A 15,261-nucleotide genomic window follows, 5' to 3' on the forward strand; every position below is an offset into this window, starting at 1 on the left:
TCAGCCGATCGTGATCGGCTGACGCAGGATCGTCCTGAGTCTGGCGGGATCGGACCTACGGGGGTCCGAGAGGTAGATCTCGTGGTGGTGGCCCGACGGGGTCGCCCCGTGTGAGGGGATGATCTCCTCGTGCATCCGCGCGATGATCGGGCCCTCGTCGTCGTAGGGGCCCACGTGCAGCGTCTGCACCGCCGACCCCTCGGCGTACCCGTCGAACCGCACCCGCTCGTGCGCGTCCGGCACCGTCGTCGTCGTCACTTTCTCCATGGCGGCGGACAGGATGTCCGGGGTGACCCAGTCCGGCTGCCAGATCATCATCGTCCAACTCCAGGCGTCCTTGTCGCGGGCCGTGAACACCCGCGGGTCGTCGGCGTACCAGAGGCCCTCGAGCGGGCCCACCGTGTGGACCCGTCCCAGCGCGGCCCGGGCGGCGGCGCGCACGGCGTAGGACGTGGCGTACAGCGCCTCGACGGCGGCCCTGTACTCCGGCGCGGTATCGGGATCCCCCTGCCCGTCGACCATGAGGAAGTCCATCGGGGGCACCTCGACCAGGTCGACTCTGCCGGCCTTGCCGCTGTAGAGGTCCCTGCGCTCGCGTTTGATGTCGAAGTTGGGCGGGTCACCGACCATGGCAGCAGGCTACGCCGATCCGGCCTGGAGTTCGGCGATCCGGCGTTTGTACACCGCGGTCAACTCGTCGATGTACCGGCGATTCCACCGTGGGGTGATGTGCTTGCTGCAGTTGGCGTCAGCGGCCACGACGTCCACCACGATCGCGCGCTCCACGCGGCCGGAGTACCGCTTCTCCCCCATGGCCCGGAGCCGGTCGATCAGGTCGGGGTCGCTGTCCGGCTCGACCGTGCGCGCGTGACCGAAGACCTTCAACCGCCGTCGGGTCGGATAGTCGACGAAGAGCAGGCAGACGCGTCCGTCGTGATCCACGTTGCCCGTGGAGACGTACTGGTGGTTGCCCGGGAACTCGGCCCAGGCGAGGGTCGTGTCGTCGACCACGTGCACGAATCCCGCCGGGCCGCCGCGGTGCTGCGTGTACGGCCAGCCCGACTCGGTGACGGTCGAGAGGGAGAAGTGGTCGGCGCTCCGGATCAGTGCGACATCGGTGCCCTCGAGGGCGAAGTCACCGGTGGCGACGGGGAGGGTGACCCCCACGGCGTTCTGCCGGGCCCTCACCGCCGGTCCGTACGCGATTCCCGGGTAGTGGTTGGCTGCCATGGTCGTCAATATAGGTTGCGGTGCGGCACGCCAGGCTGCAGGGCATGAGCTGGGCGGAGATCGGCATGGTGCTCGGTGTCAGCACACAGGCGCTGCACAAGAGATTCGGACGGACCGCCTGACCGGGCATGATGCCGACCATCCCGGTGGCATGCGTCTCGGTGACGAGGGCACACGCAGGGCAGCGCAGCTCCGCTGAGTACTCAGCGTCCGGGCGTGGCGGCGGTGTCCGGCCTGGGCACGTTCTGCAGCCGGAGTTGGCCCCGCGCGAGCACGGTTCCACCCTCGGCCTGGCTGATCACGACATCCCACAGCTGCTGGCTGCGGCCCTGGAACAGGGCATGCGCGGAGACCTCGACCCGCCCGCCGGTGGATGGCCGGAGGAAGTCGGTGCCGTTGTGGACGCCGACCGCGATCTGCCCCCGGTCAGCGACCGCAAATCCGGCTCCCGCACCGCCGGCGGACTCCACGATGCTCGCGTAGACGCCGCCGTGGACCGTCCCCCACGCCGTGACGTGCCCCTCCCCCAGGTCCGCGTGGCCGCGCAGCGAGGTGGTGGTCACCTCGTCGACGACGAGCCCGGACGCCCGGACGAAGACGCTGGCGTCGGAGGAGTTGGCATCAGGGAACCCGCCGGAATCGGTCATCCGCTCTTTCTACCCGCTGCTGGTTCCGGCTAGGTCGCCGCAGCCACGTACCTCGCCAGGTGCTCGCCGGTGAGAGTGGAGGCACCGGCGACGAGTTCGGCCGGGGTGCCCTCGAACACGATCCGGCCGCCGTCGTGACCGGCGCCGGGACCGAGGTCGATGATCCAGTCCGCGTGGGCCATCACGGCCTGATGGTGCTCGATCACGATCACCGACTTCCCGGCATCGACCAGCCGGTCGAGCATCGCCAGCAGGGTCGCGACGTCGGCCAGGTGCAGGCCCGTGGTCGGCTCGTCCAGCACGTAGACCTCGGCCTTGTCGGCCATCTGGGCGGCCAGCTTGAGCCGCTGACGCTCGCCACCGGACAGCGTGGTCAGGGGCTGACCGAGCCGGATGTAGCCCAGGCCGACATCGCGGAGCCGGGCGAGGATCTTGTGCGCGGCGGGGATCCGCGCCTCTCCCCCGGCGAAGAACTCCTCGGCCGTGGCGACGGACATCGCCAGCACCTCGCCGATGTTCCGGCCACCGAACCGGTACTCGAGCACCTCGGCCTGAAAGCGCCTGCCCTCGCAGTCGTCGCACGTCGTCGCGACGCCGGCAATCATGGCCAGGTCGCTGTAGATAACGCCCGCGCCCTTGCAGGTGGGACACGCGCCCTCGGAGTTCGGGCTGAACAGCGCCGGCTTGACGCCGTTGGCCTTGGCGAACGCCTTCCTGATGGGTTCGAGGAGTCCCGTGTAGGTCGCCGGATTACTGCGCCGCGACCCGCGGATGGCGGCCTGGTCGATCGCCACCACCCCGTCGCGAGGCGACACCGAGCCGTGGATGAGCGAACTCTTGCCCGACCCCGCCACACCGGTCACCACGCACAGCACCCCGAGGGGGATGTCCACATCCACGCCTCGCACGTTGTGGGCTGTCGCACCACGCACCTCGATCCGCCCGGTGGCCGCCCGCACGCTGTTCTTCAGCGCGGCGCGGTCGTCGAGATGCCGGCCGGTGACGGTGTCGCTCCCGCGGAGCCCGCTGACCGATCCCTCGAAGCAGATCCGACCGCCTTCGGAGCCGGCGCCGGGTCCGAGGTCGACGACGTGGTCGGCGATCGCGATGGTCTCCGGCTTGTGCTCCACCACCAGGACCGTGTTGCCCTTGTCGCGCAGCCGCAGGAGCAGCCCGTTCATGCGTTGGATGTCGTGGGGGTGCAGGCCGATCGACGGCTCGTCGAACACGTAGGTGACGTCGGTCAGGGCGGAACCGAGGTGGCGGATCATCTTGACCCGCTGTGCCTCGCCGCCTGACAAAGTGCCCGCGGGGCGGTCGAGCGACAGGTACCCCAGGCCGATCTCCACGAATGAGTCGAGCGTGTGCTGCAGCGCATCCAGTAGCGGCGTGACCGACGGTTCGTCGAGACCGCGCAGCCACTCGGCCAGATCGGTGATCTGCATCGCCGAGACGTCGGCGATGTTTCTCTCCCCGATCCGGGAGGACCGGGCCCCCTCGTTGAGCCGGGTGCCGTCGCACTCGGGGCAGGGGGTGAAGACAACGGCCCGCTCGACGAACGCGCGGATGTGGGGCTGCATCGCCTCGACGTCCTTGGACAGCATCGACTTCTGGATCTTGGGGATCAGGCCCTCGAAGGTGACGTTGATGCCGTCGGCCTTGACCTTGACCGGCTCCTTACGCAGCAGGTCGTGCATCTCCCGATCGGTGAACTCCCCCACCGGTTTGTCCATGTCGAAGAACCCGGAGCCGGAGTAGATGCGGCCGTACCAGCCGTCCATCGAGTATCCGGGGACGGTGATCGCGCCCTCGGACAGGGACTTGGAGCGGTCCACCAGCGCGTCGACGTCGAAATCGGAGACTGATCCGCGACCCTCGCAGCGGACGCACATCCCGCCGGTGATGGAGAACTCGGCCTTCTGCCGGGTTCCGTCGGCCTTCTTCAGTGTGCCGACCCCGGAGGCGGACGCGACGTTGAAGGAGTACGCCTTGGGGCCGCCGATCCTCGGCTGCGCGAGACGGCTGAACAGGATCCGCAGCATCGCCCCGGTGTCCGTGGCGGTGCCGACCGTGGAGCGGGGGTCGGAGCCCATCCGCTCCTGGTCCACGACGATCGCCGTGGTCAACCCCTCCAGCACGTCCACGTCCGGCCGCGCCAGGGTGGGCATGAAGCCCTGGAGGAACGCGCTGTAGGTCTCGTTGATCATCCGCTGCGACTCCGCCGCGATGGTCGAGAACACCAGCGAGCTCTTGCCGGATCCGGAGACGCCGGTGAACACCGTGAGCCGCCGCTTGGGCAGATCCACGTCGATCGACCGGAGGTTGTTCTCCCGCGCGCCGAGGACGCGGATGGTGTCGTGCGTGTCTGCCGTGTGGGCGCTCATCCCGGGTCTCCTCAGCCTGTCCGCTCAGCGGCAACGTTAGACCGCGGGCCCCCGGCGGGAAAGGGCGTCAGCCGCGGTCCTGCTGCTCCATCGCGGTGGCGTGCAGTCGGGCGAACCGCTGGAACTCGTCGTCGTCCCATCCCTCGCGTCCCGTCGCGGCCGCCCATCCGTCGAGGATCTGATGGTCGTACAGGTGGCCGTAGCCCTGCGACCCGCCGATCGCGTTTCCGAGGTCCGCGGTCACCTGGAACAGGGTCAACACGGGCATGTAGAACATGCCCGGATGTCGGCCCTTGCCGGGCGGTTCGGCCAGCCACGCGGGGCGGTCGAACAGCAGATCCGGGGTCCACCACACCACCGGGTCGGTCGCGTGCTGGACGTACAGGACGTGCGGCGGGATCCACGGGGTGTCGTCGTCGCGGAACTCCGCGGGATCCTCCGAGAACCTCACCAGCAGGCCGTCCGCGTACACCGGCTCGGTGACCGGGGTACCGGGGTCGCGTCGCTGTACGAGCGCGTGCCAGATGTGGTTGGAATTGGGCGGGCCGACCCAGAGCACCCCGTCCACCGTCGCCCGGATATCGCGGATCCCCGAGAACGCCGCCTCGCCGGCCTGGGTGCCCAAACTCTCGCCGTAGACGTACAGCTTCGGCTGCGGCCGACCCGGTGGGAGGGAGTCGCGCCAGGTCACCACCGCCTCGATCAGTGACCGGCCCGCCACCTCCGCCTTCTCGCGGTCGGCGAGGAACGAGATCCAGCTGGGCAGGTACGAGTACTGGGTGCCCACGATCGCCACGTCGCCACCGGAGAGCAGTTCGATGGCCTGAGCCGCGTGGGGGTTGATCCACCCGGTGCCGGTGGTCGGGGCGATCACCACCGACTCACGTTCCCAGGCCCGGGTCCGCTCCAGCTCCTCCACCACCAGGGCGGAACGCTCGTCGTCGGTCGGTGCGGACTCCAGACCGGCGTACGCCCGGATCGGCTCGGGCGCGTCTTCGCCCAACAGATCCCCCAGGTGCTGCCCGTCGAGGCCGCCGCTCACGAACCGTCGGCCCTGCAGGCCCAGGTCCCCGAAGTCCACGACGGAGTCCGGGGACCCGGATCGCTCGGGCGCCGTCGGCGGTCGCGCGCCGGGGAGGTCCTCGTTGTTCTGCCCGCTGAAGATACGGTTGGCGCCGCCGAAGAACAGGCGCGGCACCACACCTTGCACCACGCCGAGTGCGAGGACGGCCACCATCACGACGCCCGTGAGCCGGGCGGTGTACTCCTCCACGCCGAACCTGCGGCCCACCGCGCGGGCCGACCACCGGTACCCCGCCCGGATGCCGCGGGCTGCGATGAGGAGCCCCAGGAAGATCGCCAGGGCGACCCACGGGATCTTCATGTAGTCCGCCCAGGGCGGGCGGGGTGAGCGCACCAGATCGGAGACCTGGTCCTGCCAGCGGATCGCCGTGGCCGTGGCCGTGATGAGGTAGACCACCAGGATGTACGGGGCGGACAGACGGGCGAAGGTCAGGAGACGGTCACCGAACGCGAGGAGGTCGGGGTGGAGGGTGATGCGGGGCGCCACGACCCGCAGCCAGAGGGTCCTCAGAGCGACGCCGACCCCGTAGCCCACCAGCATCGACACGCCGGTGACCACCCCCTGGTAGTACCAGGCCCGCGGCAGCAGGGACGGCATGAGCGAGACCCACGCCGCCAGCGCGGCCACGATGAGGCCGGTGACCGAGGGGCGCCAGCGTTCCCACCACGTCCGGAGCGCGGCGACGGGCGTGGTCCCCGCTGTCGGCCGACCGGCCTCTCCGTCCTCGCTCACCGCAGGCGCTCGGCCCGTCTCGCCGCCGCCACCAGGTCCTCGGACATGCGGGCCAGCTCGGCGGGGTCCTCGCCCTCGGCGATGGCGGTCCGCAGATCCTCGCAGGCGCAGCGCAGCTGGAACATGCGGTCCATCAGGTCGGTCGATTCGGCCTCGGTGAGCACGACCGTGCCCTCGGGCAGGTCCTGCATCCGGAGCGACCGGCGCTGCTCATAGGCCCGCTGCCGGCAGGACCGCCGGCAGTAGCGGCGCCGGCGCCCGGTCCCGCCCTCGTCCACGGGGCGACCGCACCAGGCGCACGAGGCCTCGCCCCTCCGGGGCGCGGTCGGCTCGGGTCGGGCGTCGGGTTCCACGGGTGTGAGGTTACCCAGCGGCGCCCCCGCGGTGGCCCGTGGTGTCGGGACGTGGGAACATTTGGGGGTTCCCCTGGCGTTGACACAAGCAGGAACCACGCAGCGTCGTGTCGATCCGCATGAATTGACGCAGACGAACACGGCAGAAGGAGTTCGCATGGCAGATCGAGTCCTCAGGGGCAGCCGCCTCGGTGCGGTGAGCTACGAGACCGACCGGGACACCGACCTCGCGCCGCGCCGCATGGCGCGGTACCAGACCCCCAATGGCGAGGTCTACGAGGTCCCGTTCGCCGATGACGCCGAGATCCCCGGCGCCTGGATGTGCAAGAACGGCCAGGAGGGCCAGCTCATCGACGGCCCCGCGGTCGAGGTCAAGAAGGGCAAGCCGCCGCGTACCCACTGGGACATGCTGCTCGAGCGTCGCTCCCTGGAGGAGCTCGAGGAGCTGCTCAAGGAGCGGATGGACCTGCTCAAGAAGCGGCGCCGCGCCGGTGCGCGGTAGGTAGTACCGAGCGGTCACCGGATATCACCCGGTGGCACCGGAACGCCCCGGCCCCGCAGGGCCGGGGCGTTCTCCTGTATCCGGGGTCGGTGTGCGGCCGGAGCCGGCGCGCACCGGGTCAGCGGCCGACGAGGCCCTTGAGCTGGTGTCGACGCTTCTCCCAGCCCCAGCGGGCCACGTTGACCGCGGCCTCGCGGAAGATCGACTCGCTCATCTTGGACTGACCGACGGTGCGCTCGGTGAAGGTGATGGGCACCTCCGTGACCCGGCGCCCGTTGTTCAGCAGGCGCCACGTCATGTCGATCTGGAAGCAGTAGCCCTTGGACTCGATGGCGTCGAGGTCCAGCTCGGCCAGGGCGTCGGCCCGGTAGGCGCGGTAGCCGGCGGTGATGTCCTTGATGCCCACGCCCAGCATGACCCGGGAGTAGACGTTGCCGCCGCGGGAGATGACGTGGCGCTGCCACGGCCAGTTGACCACCGAGCCGCCGGGGACGTAGCGGGAGCCGATCGCCAGGTCGGCGCCCCCGTCGACGGCGGCGAGCATCGCGGGGAGCCGCTCGGGCGGGTGGCTGCCGTCGGCGTCCATTTCCACGAGCACGGTGTACCCGCGCTCGAGACCCCAGCGGAACCCGGCGATGTACGCGGCCCCGAGCCCCTGCTTGCCCTCGCGGTGCATCACGGTGATGCGCCCGCGCGGGTCCTCGGTGGCGAGCCGGTCGGCGACCTCGCCGGTGCCGTCGGGGCTGTTGTCGTCGGCGATGAGGACCGACACCTCGGGGGCCGCGGCCAGCAACCGCTCCACCACGCCGGGCAGGTTGTCCCGCTCGTCGTAGGTCGGGATGATCACCAGGGTGCGCGCGGACGGCGCGTGTCGGCCCGGCGTCGTCGGATCGGTCACTTACTTCTCCTCGGTTCGGGTCGCGGCTCGTTGCCGGGTGCGGACCAGCGCCCATGCCAGTGCGACGAGCCCGATGAGGCAGCTCACCGCCTGCGGGATGCCACCCAGTCGGGTTGCCATCGTACCGGCCCCGCCCACCTCGACCTGCGCCGCCAGCACCGCGGGCTCGAAGATGCCGCTCTCGGCGCGGACGTCGCCGTCGGGGCCGATGACGGCGCTGACCCCGCTGGTCGCGGCGATCAGCACGGGCACGTCGTGCTCCACGGCCCGCACCCGGGACATCGCGAGTTGTTGGTACGTCATGGGTGAGCGGCCGAAGGTGGCGTTGTTGGTGGGGACGGTGAGGATCTGCGCGCCGCGGGAGACGGGCTCGCGGGCGGCGGCGTCGAAGGCGACCTCGAAGCAGATGGCCACGCCCAGGTCCACCCCGCCCGCGGTGACGACGTGGTCGCCGTCGCCGGGGATGAAGTGCCCGGCGGTCCGGGCGATCGGGAACAGCGCCTCGAGCGGCTCGCGCAGCGGGAGCCACTCCCCGAACGGCTGGATGTACTTCTTGTCGTGGCGGTCGACCACCGGGCCCTCGGCGGGGCCAGAGGAACGGCCGTCCCACACGAGATAAGAGTTGTGCGCTTCGCGGCCCTCGCCGGTGGGCAGGACGGTGCCCACGAGGATCGGTGCCTCCAGACGGCGGGACAGGGCGGTGATCTGGGCGGCGGCGAGCTGGTCGGCCAGCGGCGAGATGTCGGAGGCGTTCTCCGGCCACAGCACGAAATCCGGCGGGGCCTCGGTGCCGGCCTCGACATCGTCGGCGTACTCGGCGGTGACGCGCAGGTGGTTCTCGAGCACCGCGCGGCGTTGGGCGTTGAAGTCCAGGCCGAGGCGCGGGACGTTGCCCTGGATCACGGCGACCTCGACGGTGTCGGTGGGCTCGCCGCCGGTCGGGGCGAGGGCCGCGACGGCGACCAGGCCCGCGGTCACCAGGGGCACCGTGAGCAGGCCGGCGGCGGCGCGGACGGGTCGGTCACGGCGCGCGAGGAGCAGGACGGCGACGCCGATCGCCGCCCCCACCGACGCCACCGCGAACCCGACCAGTGGGGTGCCGCCCAGTGACGCCAGCGGCAGCAGCGGCCCGTCGGCCTGGCCGAACGCCAGCCGTCCCCACGGGAAGCCGCCCCAGGGCCAGGACGAGCGGACCCACTCCCACAGGGACCACCAGCCGGCCACCCCGAGCACGGCGCCGACCGCACGCGGGCCGCGCCGGTTGCCGGGGTCCAGGCCGGCCCGGAGGATGACCGCGGCGCCGGCGCCGAACGCGGCGAGGTACAGCGCCTCGACCACCGACAGGCCCCACGAGGCGTAGGCGCCCACGTACAGGCCCACCCACGGCACCAGGAGGAGGAAGAAGACCAGGCCGGAGGTGAACCCGAGGAGCGCGCCGGTGCGCGGCCGGACCGTGGAGGCGCCGGACGGGGACAGGACGACGACGAGGACGGCGATCGCGGGAAGCGCCGTCCACCACAGACCCACCGGGGGGAACGAGGCCGCCAGCAGCGCCCCGGCGGCAGCCGCGAAGGCCAGCCTGGTGAGCAGGGGCATCAGGTCGCGGGGCCGGCGGGCAGGCCGTCCACGACGAGCGCGCGCAGAACGGGGTCGGGTCCGGTGAGATCCGGCATCGGAGGAACTCCGGAGCGCGGGTCCGTGGACCACCGCTGGACGGCGTCGTCCGCGGCGATCACGGCCAGCTCCCCGGTCCGCCACCTCGCGAAGGTGGCCGCCGTGCCCGGGGTGAGGGTGCCCGCCGTGCCGTCGCGCGCGCCGGCCGCCCGGTGTGCGCCCCGGGTGGTCGCGGTGAACGCCGCCCGCGGGGACAGGCCACGGCCGCCCTCGACGGAGGTCAGGGCCCGCAGGGCGTCCCACGGCCGGACCTCGTCACCGGCCCGGGTGGACGCGGCCAGCGCCACGCCGGAGGCGGCGATGCGCACGAGGTCGATCCCCGTCAGGTCATCGACGAGTGGGCGCAACAGGCTCACCGTGCCCACGGCGGCCAGGGCGGCGAGCGTGTCGCCGTCCGCGTTCCCAGCCCCGGCCCCGCCGACGAGGACCGGGATGCACCGGGCGACCGCCGGCCCGCCGAGTTCGGTGGCGAGGCGGGTGAGTTCGGTCGCGAGGCGCGCCGGGTCGACGGTGTCGTCGAGCACCACCCGCTCCCCCGCACGCACCCGCTCCTCGACCTCCTCGAGCCCGTGTGCGCGCGGCAGACCGGCGGGCACCACGCCGCCGGCGGCCGCAACCGCCGGGTCGAGGCCGTCGGGGAGGCACTCGACGAACGCCGGGGCCACCCAGTCCCCCTCCAGGTCGACCTGCTCGGCACCCCGGAACAGGGCGGGGCCCGGGGCATCCGAGCCGGCCCACACGATGAGCCCGTTCTCGTGTGCCAGGGCGGTTGCGTCTCGTGAGGCGGGCGTGAGCACCCGGCCCCCGGTAGCCAGGAAAGCGGTCATGCGGGCGATTATCCCCGAGCACCGACCGGCGGCCCGGCCGCCCACCCCCCGCGCCTACGCTGGGTGCTCATGAACGACTCCCACCACGCGGCCGGGTCGTCCCGACCCGGGGACACCCTGCGCTTTCCCGGCGGCCGGCTGCGCCCCGAGCACTGGACCGCCCTGGCGGAGCTCGCGGCCGGACATCGCGGCGGCATCCAGCTCACGGCCAGGGGCGCAGCCCGGATCGTGGGCGCGGACCGGGATCCGATCGATCTCGCGGTGCGGGACCTCGAGGCCGCGGGCCTGCCCGAGGCAGTCGCCCACCCCAGGGGACGCGACATCATCGCCTCTCCTCTGGCCGGCCGGCTCGGCGGGCATCACGACGTCGGCGACCTGCCGACGGGGCTCGGGGCCGCGCTGCTCGCCCGCGACGCGGCTGACGCCCTGCACGGGCAGGTGCTGTTCGGGATCGACGACGGGTCGGGCGACGTCCTGGCGCACTCCCCCGACCTGGCGGTGGCGGTGGACGGGTCCGACGGCGGCGCGCGGGTCCACGTCGCCGGTCACCCCGTCCCGCTCCGGGTCGCGGTGGCCGACGCCGCCACCGTGCTGGTCGACGCGGCCGTGAAGCTCACCGGTTCGGCGGGACCGACGCGAGTGCCCGGGTCCGGCGACCTGCACCAGCTCGTCGTCGACGCCCTGGGATCCCACCCCCGGACCATCCCCGCTCCCGTCGACCCGACGTCCCCTCCTGCTACCGATGTAGACGTGCCGAGGGTGGGCTGGATCGACACCGCCGACGGGCTGGTGAGCCTGCTCGCCGTGGTGCCCGACGGCGTCGTTCCCGCCCGACTCGCCGAATTTCTCGGCGCGGTGGAGCGTCCGACCACCGTCTCGGCCGACCGGGTCATCGGCCTGCACGAACTCACCGAACCGATGGCGGAGCAGGTGGTGCGGGTGCTGGCACCGATGGGGATGATCTTCGACGCCGAATCGCCCTGGGTGACGGCTTTCCCGTGAGGTCGGTTCTGTGGTGAGGTCGGCTCAGCAGTTGGGCAGGCTCAGCGCGCGCCGAACCGCTCGACCAGCCAGCGGGCGGCGTCCTCGACGGAGTGCACGGTCTCAGGGACCCGAGGGGCCTGCGGGGTCTCGGGCCGGTCCACCATCACCACCGGTATGCGCAGGTCGCGGGCGGCGGCGAGCTTGGCCTCGGAGGTGGCTCCGCCGCTGTTGCGGGTGACCAGCACGTCGATCCGGTGGCGGGACATTAGCGTCCGCTCGGACTCCACCCCGAAGGGGCCCCGGTCCAATACCAGCAGGTAGCGGTGCGGCAGCGCCCCGGGGGGCGGCTCGGAGCACCGGATGAGATACGACCCCCGGGTGTCCCCGGCGAACGCGGACGCGCCCTGCTTGCCGACCGTGAGCATCGGCCGGCGGAAACGCTCCCGCACCACGTGGGCCGCGGTCTGCATGTTCGGGACGCGGATCCACTCGTCGCCCGCCTGCTCGGTCCACGGCGGGCGGTGCAGGCGGAGCAGCGGCGTGGCCGTCTCGCGCGCGGCGTGGACCGCGGACACCGAGATCTGGTCGGCGAACGGGTCGGTCGCGTCGATGACGGCGCTGACGCCGTTCTCGCGCATCCAGTGCGTTAATCCCTCCGCACCTCCGAAGCCACCGATCCGCACCTCCCCACGGGGGAGTCTCGGCCGCGTGACCTTGCCCGCCAGCGAGGTGACGACGTCCAGCCCGGCGGTGACCATGAGGTCGGCGAGTCGACGGGCCTCGCCCGTGCCCCCTAGCACCAGGATCAGGCCGGGCGAGCCTCCCGGCATCGCGGTCGCGGACGGGGCGACGGGCTGAGACCGAGGGGCCTCCGGGGCGGGCGCGGGCCGCGCGTCCCGGTGGGCCTCGACAGGGGCGCCGGAACGAATGCCGGGCACGAGTTCCCAGCTGATCCCCTCGGCGTCGAGGGCGCCGGTGTGGGCCGGCAGCTCGGGGTGGTCCGTGGGATCGCCCGGATAGAGCCGGACGACCCGGTCGCCGCGGTCGACGGCCTCACACATCCTCGCGGCGGCGTCTGTCGGCGACAGCTCGGAGGCGTCGATGACCAGGGCCGTCGACGGGCACAGTCCCAGCGCCCCAGGGCCGACCGGACCCGGCTCCGCCAGGACGGTGCCGCTCATGGCGATGAGTCGGGAGGCGCGGACGGTGAGCAGATCGACGGGGCCGGGACCGGTGCCGACAAGGTGTACGGCGGCCGGGTCGGCGCCCGACCGGGGTGGAGCGCTCACCGCGGCATCCGCCTCCAGATCGGCTGCGGGACGAGCCGTGCGACGGCGAACATCACGCGCAGCTGCCACGGGATCCACACCACACCCGCCGTGCGCGACTCCACCCGGTCGACCACCGCGTCCGCCACCTGGTCCGGCGTGGACGAGAACGGTGCGGGGTCCATGCCCTCGGTCATCCGGCCGATCACGAAGCCCGGACGCGGGATCACCAGCGTGACGCCCGTGCCGTGCAGGGCGTCGGCCATGCCGGAGGCGAACCCGTCGAGTCCCGCCTTGGCCGAGCCGTACACGTAGTTGGCGCGCCTGACCCGCTGCCCGGCGACCGAGGAGAACGCCACGAGAACCCCGCGGCGACGGGGCTTCATCCGCTCGGCGAGGACCGTGAGAAGCGCGGCCTGCGCCACGAAGTCGGTGTGCAGGATGCGGGCCGCGGCCCGGGAATCGCGCTCGGCCACCTCCTGGTCGCCCAGGATGCCGAACGTCAGGACGGCGATGTCGATCTCCCCGACCCGGGTCTCGATGTCCGCCACGATCGCGGCGTGCGAGTCGAGGTCGTCGGCGTCGAAGTCCACGAGCTCCACCGCGACGGCGCCCGCGGTCCGGAGTGGGGCCTCGAGCGCGGAGACGTCGCCACCGGGGCGGCTCGCGAGCACGACGGTGCGGCCGGGTGCGAGGCGGTGGGCGACGGCCAGACCGATCTCGCTGCGGCCACCGAAGACCACCACGACCTCACCGCCGGATTCGGACCGGGACGACGGGGTTGCGGATGTGGGCATGGGCCCAGTGTCCCACGTACCGCGTCGCGCTCTGCGTCGGCTTACTGCGGTCCGCTCACTGCGGCCGGCTCACTGCAGTCGGTTCACTGTGGCAGGCTCGGCGTCATGGCCCACTCGATGGCAGAACTCTCTGACGAGGCACACCGGTTCCTGTCCGAATACCACCTCGGCAGCCTGACCACACTCCGGCGCGACGGTTCGCCCCACGTGGTCGCCGTGGGCTTCACGATCGACGTGGAGGGCGGGCTGGCGCGCGTCATCACCCGGCGGGGATCGCAGAAGGCGGCCAACGCCCGGCGTGGCGGCCGCGCGGCGGTCTCGCACGTCGACCGCGGACGGTGGCTCACCTTCGAGGGCACCATCCGCCTCCTCGAGGATCCCGACTCGGTCCGCGAGGGCGAGCGCCGCTACGCGCTGCGGTACCGCGAGCCGAGTCCGAACCCCGAGCGGGTGGTGTTGGCGATAGAGGTGGATCGCGTCCTGGGCTCCAAGCAGATGTTCACCGGCGACTGACACCGCGGCCGGGCGCTCGGCGGGTGCGCGCTGGGTGCGCGCCGGGCCGCGGCCTGCCGGACGGAATCAGAGGAATCTCCCGGGTTCGCCTGCTCGGTCATAGCCGCCCGCCGCCATGGCGTCTCGCGTGAGCCGAGGCGCAGGCCGGACGACATGCCCGGGGGCGGCTGTGGCGGACGCGTGCAGGGGCGGGGGGCGAGGCGCCAGGGGCGGGAGCGGATGCGGGCAGGCTGGCGTCCGCCGACTCTAGAGGACGCGCAGGCCGCGCTCGCCGTCGTTGAGGTCGCGGCGGCCATCGGCGGTGACGGCCACGATGTCCTCGAGCCGCGCGCCCCACGACCCGGTCGTGTAGACGCCGGGCTCGACCGAGAAGGTCATCCCTTCCTCCAGCACGGTATCGGCTCCGGGTGCGACGAACGGCGGCTCGTGCAGTCCCAGGCCGATCCCGTGCCCGGTGCGGTGGATGAACAACTCCCCGAGCCCGGCCGCGGCGAGGTGCTCGCGTGCGGCGGCATCGACCTCGCCGATCGCGATCCCCGGTCGGACGGACTCGCGTGCCAGGCGCTGCGCCTCCTCCAGCACCGCGTACGTCTTGGCGACCTCGGCGGAGGGCTGGCCCATCGAGTAGGTCCGGGTGCAGTCGGAGTGATAGCCGCTGGGCAGCGGCCCGCCGATGTCCACCACCACGATGTCGCCGGTCTCGACCACCCGGTCGGACACCCCGTGGTGCGGGTCGGCGCCGTTCGGGCCCGAGCCGACGATCACGAACTCGGCGCGCGTGAGCCCCTCGGCCTCGATGGCGGCGGTGATGAGCTCGCCCACCTCCGCCTCGGTCCGGCCCACCTGCAGGAACTCCCCCATCCGGGCATGCACTGCATCGATGCGACGGGCGGCCTCGGCGAGCTCGCCCACCTCGTGCGCGGTCTTCACGGCCCGCACGTGGTCGATCACCTCCGAGGCGAGGACCACCTCGCCGTCGACCCCGTCCTGGAGCGGCACCAGGTGCAACGCCGGCAGGGCGGTGGACACCGCCACCCGCCCGGCGACCGACCCGGTGACGAGCGCGATGGCGTCGGTCCCGTCCGCCCACGGGTGGATCCTCGCGCCCACGCGGTCGGCGGCTCGCCGGGTGACGTCGGTGAGTTCGAGCGACGGCAGCACCAGCAGTGGCTCTGCCCCGTCCACGGGCACGACCAGCGCGGTGAGCCGCTCGTGCGAGTCCATGCGCTCACCGGTGAGGTAGGACATGTCCTCGCCGGAATACACCACCACGTGGTCGATCCCGAGGTCCCGCGCGCGATCGCGGACGGCTGCCAGACGGTGCGAGTGGATCTGCGTAGTGGGGCTGTTCATGTCCTCCACAGTAGG

15 protein-coding genes are annotated in these 15,261 nt (G+C 72.3%); 3 read left to right on the top strand and 12 right to left on the bottom strand.

Annotated elements, in window-relative coordinates; all coding sequences use genetic code 11:
- The 6 genes from G6R20_RS05180 to G6R20_RS05205 form a co-directional block, all read right to left on the bottom strand.
- The gene (locus G6R20_RS05180; RefSeq protein WP_119191666.1) at positions 1 to 630 is read right to left on the bottom strand and encodes a GyrI-like domain-containing protein; all 630 of its coding nucleotides are present in this window, start codon (positions 628 to 630) and stop codon (positions 1 to 3) included.
- A gap of 9 nt (positions 631 to 639) precedes the next feature.
- Entirely contained in the window at positions 640 to 1,230 is a 591-nt protein-coding gene (locus G6R20_RS05185; protein ID WP_119191667.1) for a pyridoxamine 5'-phosphate oxidase family protein, read from the bottom strand.
- A gap of 203 nt (positions 1,231 to 1,433) precedes the next feature.
- Complete coding sequence (locus G6R20_RS05190) at positions 1,434 to 1,877, bottom strand: PaaI family thioesterase (RefSeq protein ID WP_119191668.1); 444 nt, start codon at positions 1,875 to 1,877, stop codon at positions 1,434 to 1,436.
- 29 nt (positions 1,878 to 1,906) lie between these two features.
- On the bottom strand, positions 1,907 to 4,261 hold the full coding sequence (locus G6R20_RS05195) for an excinuclease ABC subunit UvrA (protein WP_163375760.1): 2,355 nt from the start codon (positions 4,259 to 4,261) through the stop codon (positions 1,907 to 1,909).
- Between the two features lie 67 nt (positions 4,262 to 4,328).
- Positions 4,329 to 6,077 carry an alpha/beta hydrolase gene (locus tag G6R20_RS05200; protein ID WP_119191670.1) on the bottom strand — a complete coding sequence of 583 codons (1,749 nt, stop codon included), beginning with the start codon at positions 6,075 to 6,077 and terminating at the stop codon, positions 4,329 to 4,331.
- Positions 6,074 to 6,430 (bottom strand): hypothetical protein, encoded by a 357-nt coding sequence (locus G6R20_RS05205; RefSeq protein ID WP_119191671.1) that lies wholly within the window; start codon positions 6,428 to 6,430, stop codon positions 6,074 to 6,076. Before G6R20_RS05205 ends, G6R20_RS05200 begins: the two co-directional genes overlap by 4 nt.
- Before the next feature lie 157 nt (positions 6,431 to 6,587).
- On the opposite strand from G6R20_RS05205, the gene G6R20_RS05210 reads away from it, so the two are divergent.
- Positions 6,588 to 6,932, top strand: coding sequence for an RNA polymerase-binding protein RbpA (locus G6R20_RS05210; RefSeq protein ID WP_067714504.1), 345 nt, complete (start codon positions 6,588 to 6,590; stop codon positions 6,930 to 6,932).
- A gap of 118 nt (positions 6,933 to 7,050) precedes the next feature.
- Here the strand turns inward: G6R20_RS05210 and G6R20_RS05215 are convergent, their stop codons facing one another.
- The 3 genes from G6R20_RS05215 to G6R20_RS05225 are packed head-to-tail and all read right to left on the bottom strand — an operon-like array spanning position 7,051 to position 10,331.
- Positions 7,051 to 7,830, bottom strand: a complete 780-nt coding sequence (locus G6R20_RS05215; RefSeq protein WP_119191672.1) for a polyprenol monophosphomannose synthase — start codon at positions 7,828 to 7,830, stop codon at positions 7,051 to 7,053.
- Positions 7,831 to 9,426: an apolipoprotein N-acyltransferase gene (gene lnt, locus G6R20_RS05220; RefSeq protein ID WP_163375761.1), complete on the bottom strand. Its 1,596-nt coding sequence runs from the start codon at positions 9,424 to 9,426 to the stop codon at positions 7,831 to 7,833.
- Positions 9,426 to 10,331 carry an amidohydrolase gene (locus tag G6R20_RS05225; protein ID WP_119191673.1) on the bottom strand — a complete coding sequence of 302 codons (906 nt, stop codon included), beginning with the start codon at positions 10,329 to 10,331 and terminating at the stop codon, positions 9,426 to 9,428. Before G6R20_RS05225 ends, lnt begins: the two co-directional genes overlap by 1 nt.
- Positions 10,332 to 10,400: 69 nt before the next feature.
- Here G6R20_RS05225 and G6R20_RS05230 point away from each other — a divergent pair, with 69 nt between their 5' ends.
- On the top strand, positions 10,401 to 11,333 hold the full coding sequence (locus tag G6R20_RS05230) for a precorrin-3B synthase (RefSeq protein WP_119191674.1): 933 nt from the start codon (positions 10,401 to 10,403) through the stop codon (positions 11,331 to 11,333).
- 41 nt (positions 11,334 to 11,374) lie between these two features.
- On the opposite strand, the gene G6R20_RS05235 is transcribed toward G6R20_RS05230, so the two are convergent.
- Both G6R20_RS05235 and G6R20_RS05240 read right to left on the bottom strand, forming a co-directional pair.
- A complete protein-coding gene (locus tag G6R20_RS05235) occupies positions 11,375 to 12,604 on the bottom strand; it encodes a cobalt-precorrin-6A reductase (protein WP_240341284.1) in 1,230 nt (409 codons plus the stop codon).
- A complete protein-coding gene (locus tag G6R20_RS05240) occupies positions 12,601 to 13,380 on the bottom strand; it encodes an SDR family NAD(P)-dependent oxidoreductase (RefSeq protein WP_119191675.1) in 780 nt (259 codons plus the stop codon). Before G6R20_RS05240 ends, G6R20_RS05235 begins: the two co-directional genes overlap by 4 nt.
- 105 nt (positions 13,381 to 13,485) lie before the next feature.
- Between G6R20_RS05240 and G6R20_RS05245 the strand changes: the two genes are divergently transcribed.
- Positions 13,486 to 13,893 (top strand): PPOX class F420-dependent oxidoreductase, encoded by a 408-nt coding sequence (locus G6R20_RS05245; protein WP_069389236.1) that lies wholly within the window; start codon positions 13,486 to 13,488, stop codon positions 13,891 to 13,893.
- 246 nt (positions 13,894 to 14,139) lie between these two features.
- On the opposite strand, the gene G6R20_RS05250 is transcribed toward G6R20_RS05245, so the two are convergent.
- Positions 14,140 to 15,246, bottom strand: coding sequence for a Xaa-Pro peptidase family protein (locus tag G6R20_RS05250; protein WP_069389235.1), 1,107 nt, complete (start codon positions 15,244 to 15,246; stop codon positions 14,140 to 14,142).
- Between the last annotated feature and the right edge of the window lie 15 nt (positions 15,247 to 15,261).

Origin of the sequence: Dietzia sp. Alg238-R159 (assembly GCF_900537145.1) — a bacterium.
Lineage (GTDB): Bacteria > Actinomycetota > Actinomycetes > Mycobacteriales > Mycobacteriaceae > Dietzia > Dietzia kunjamensis.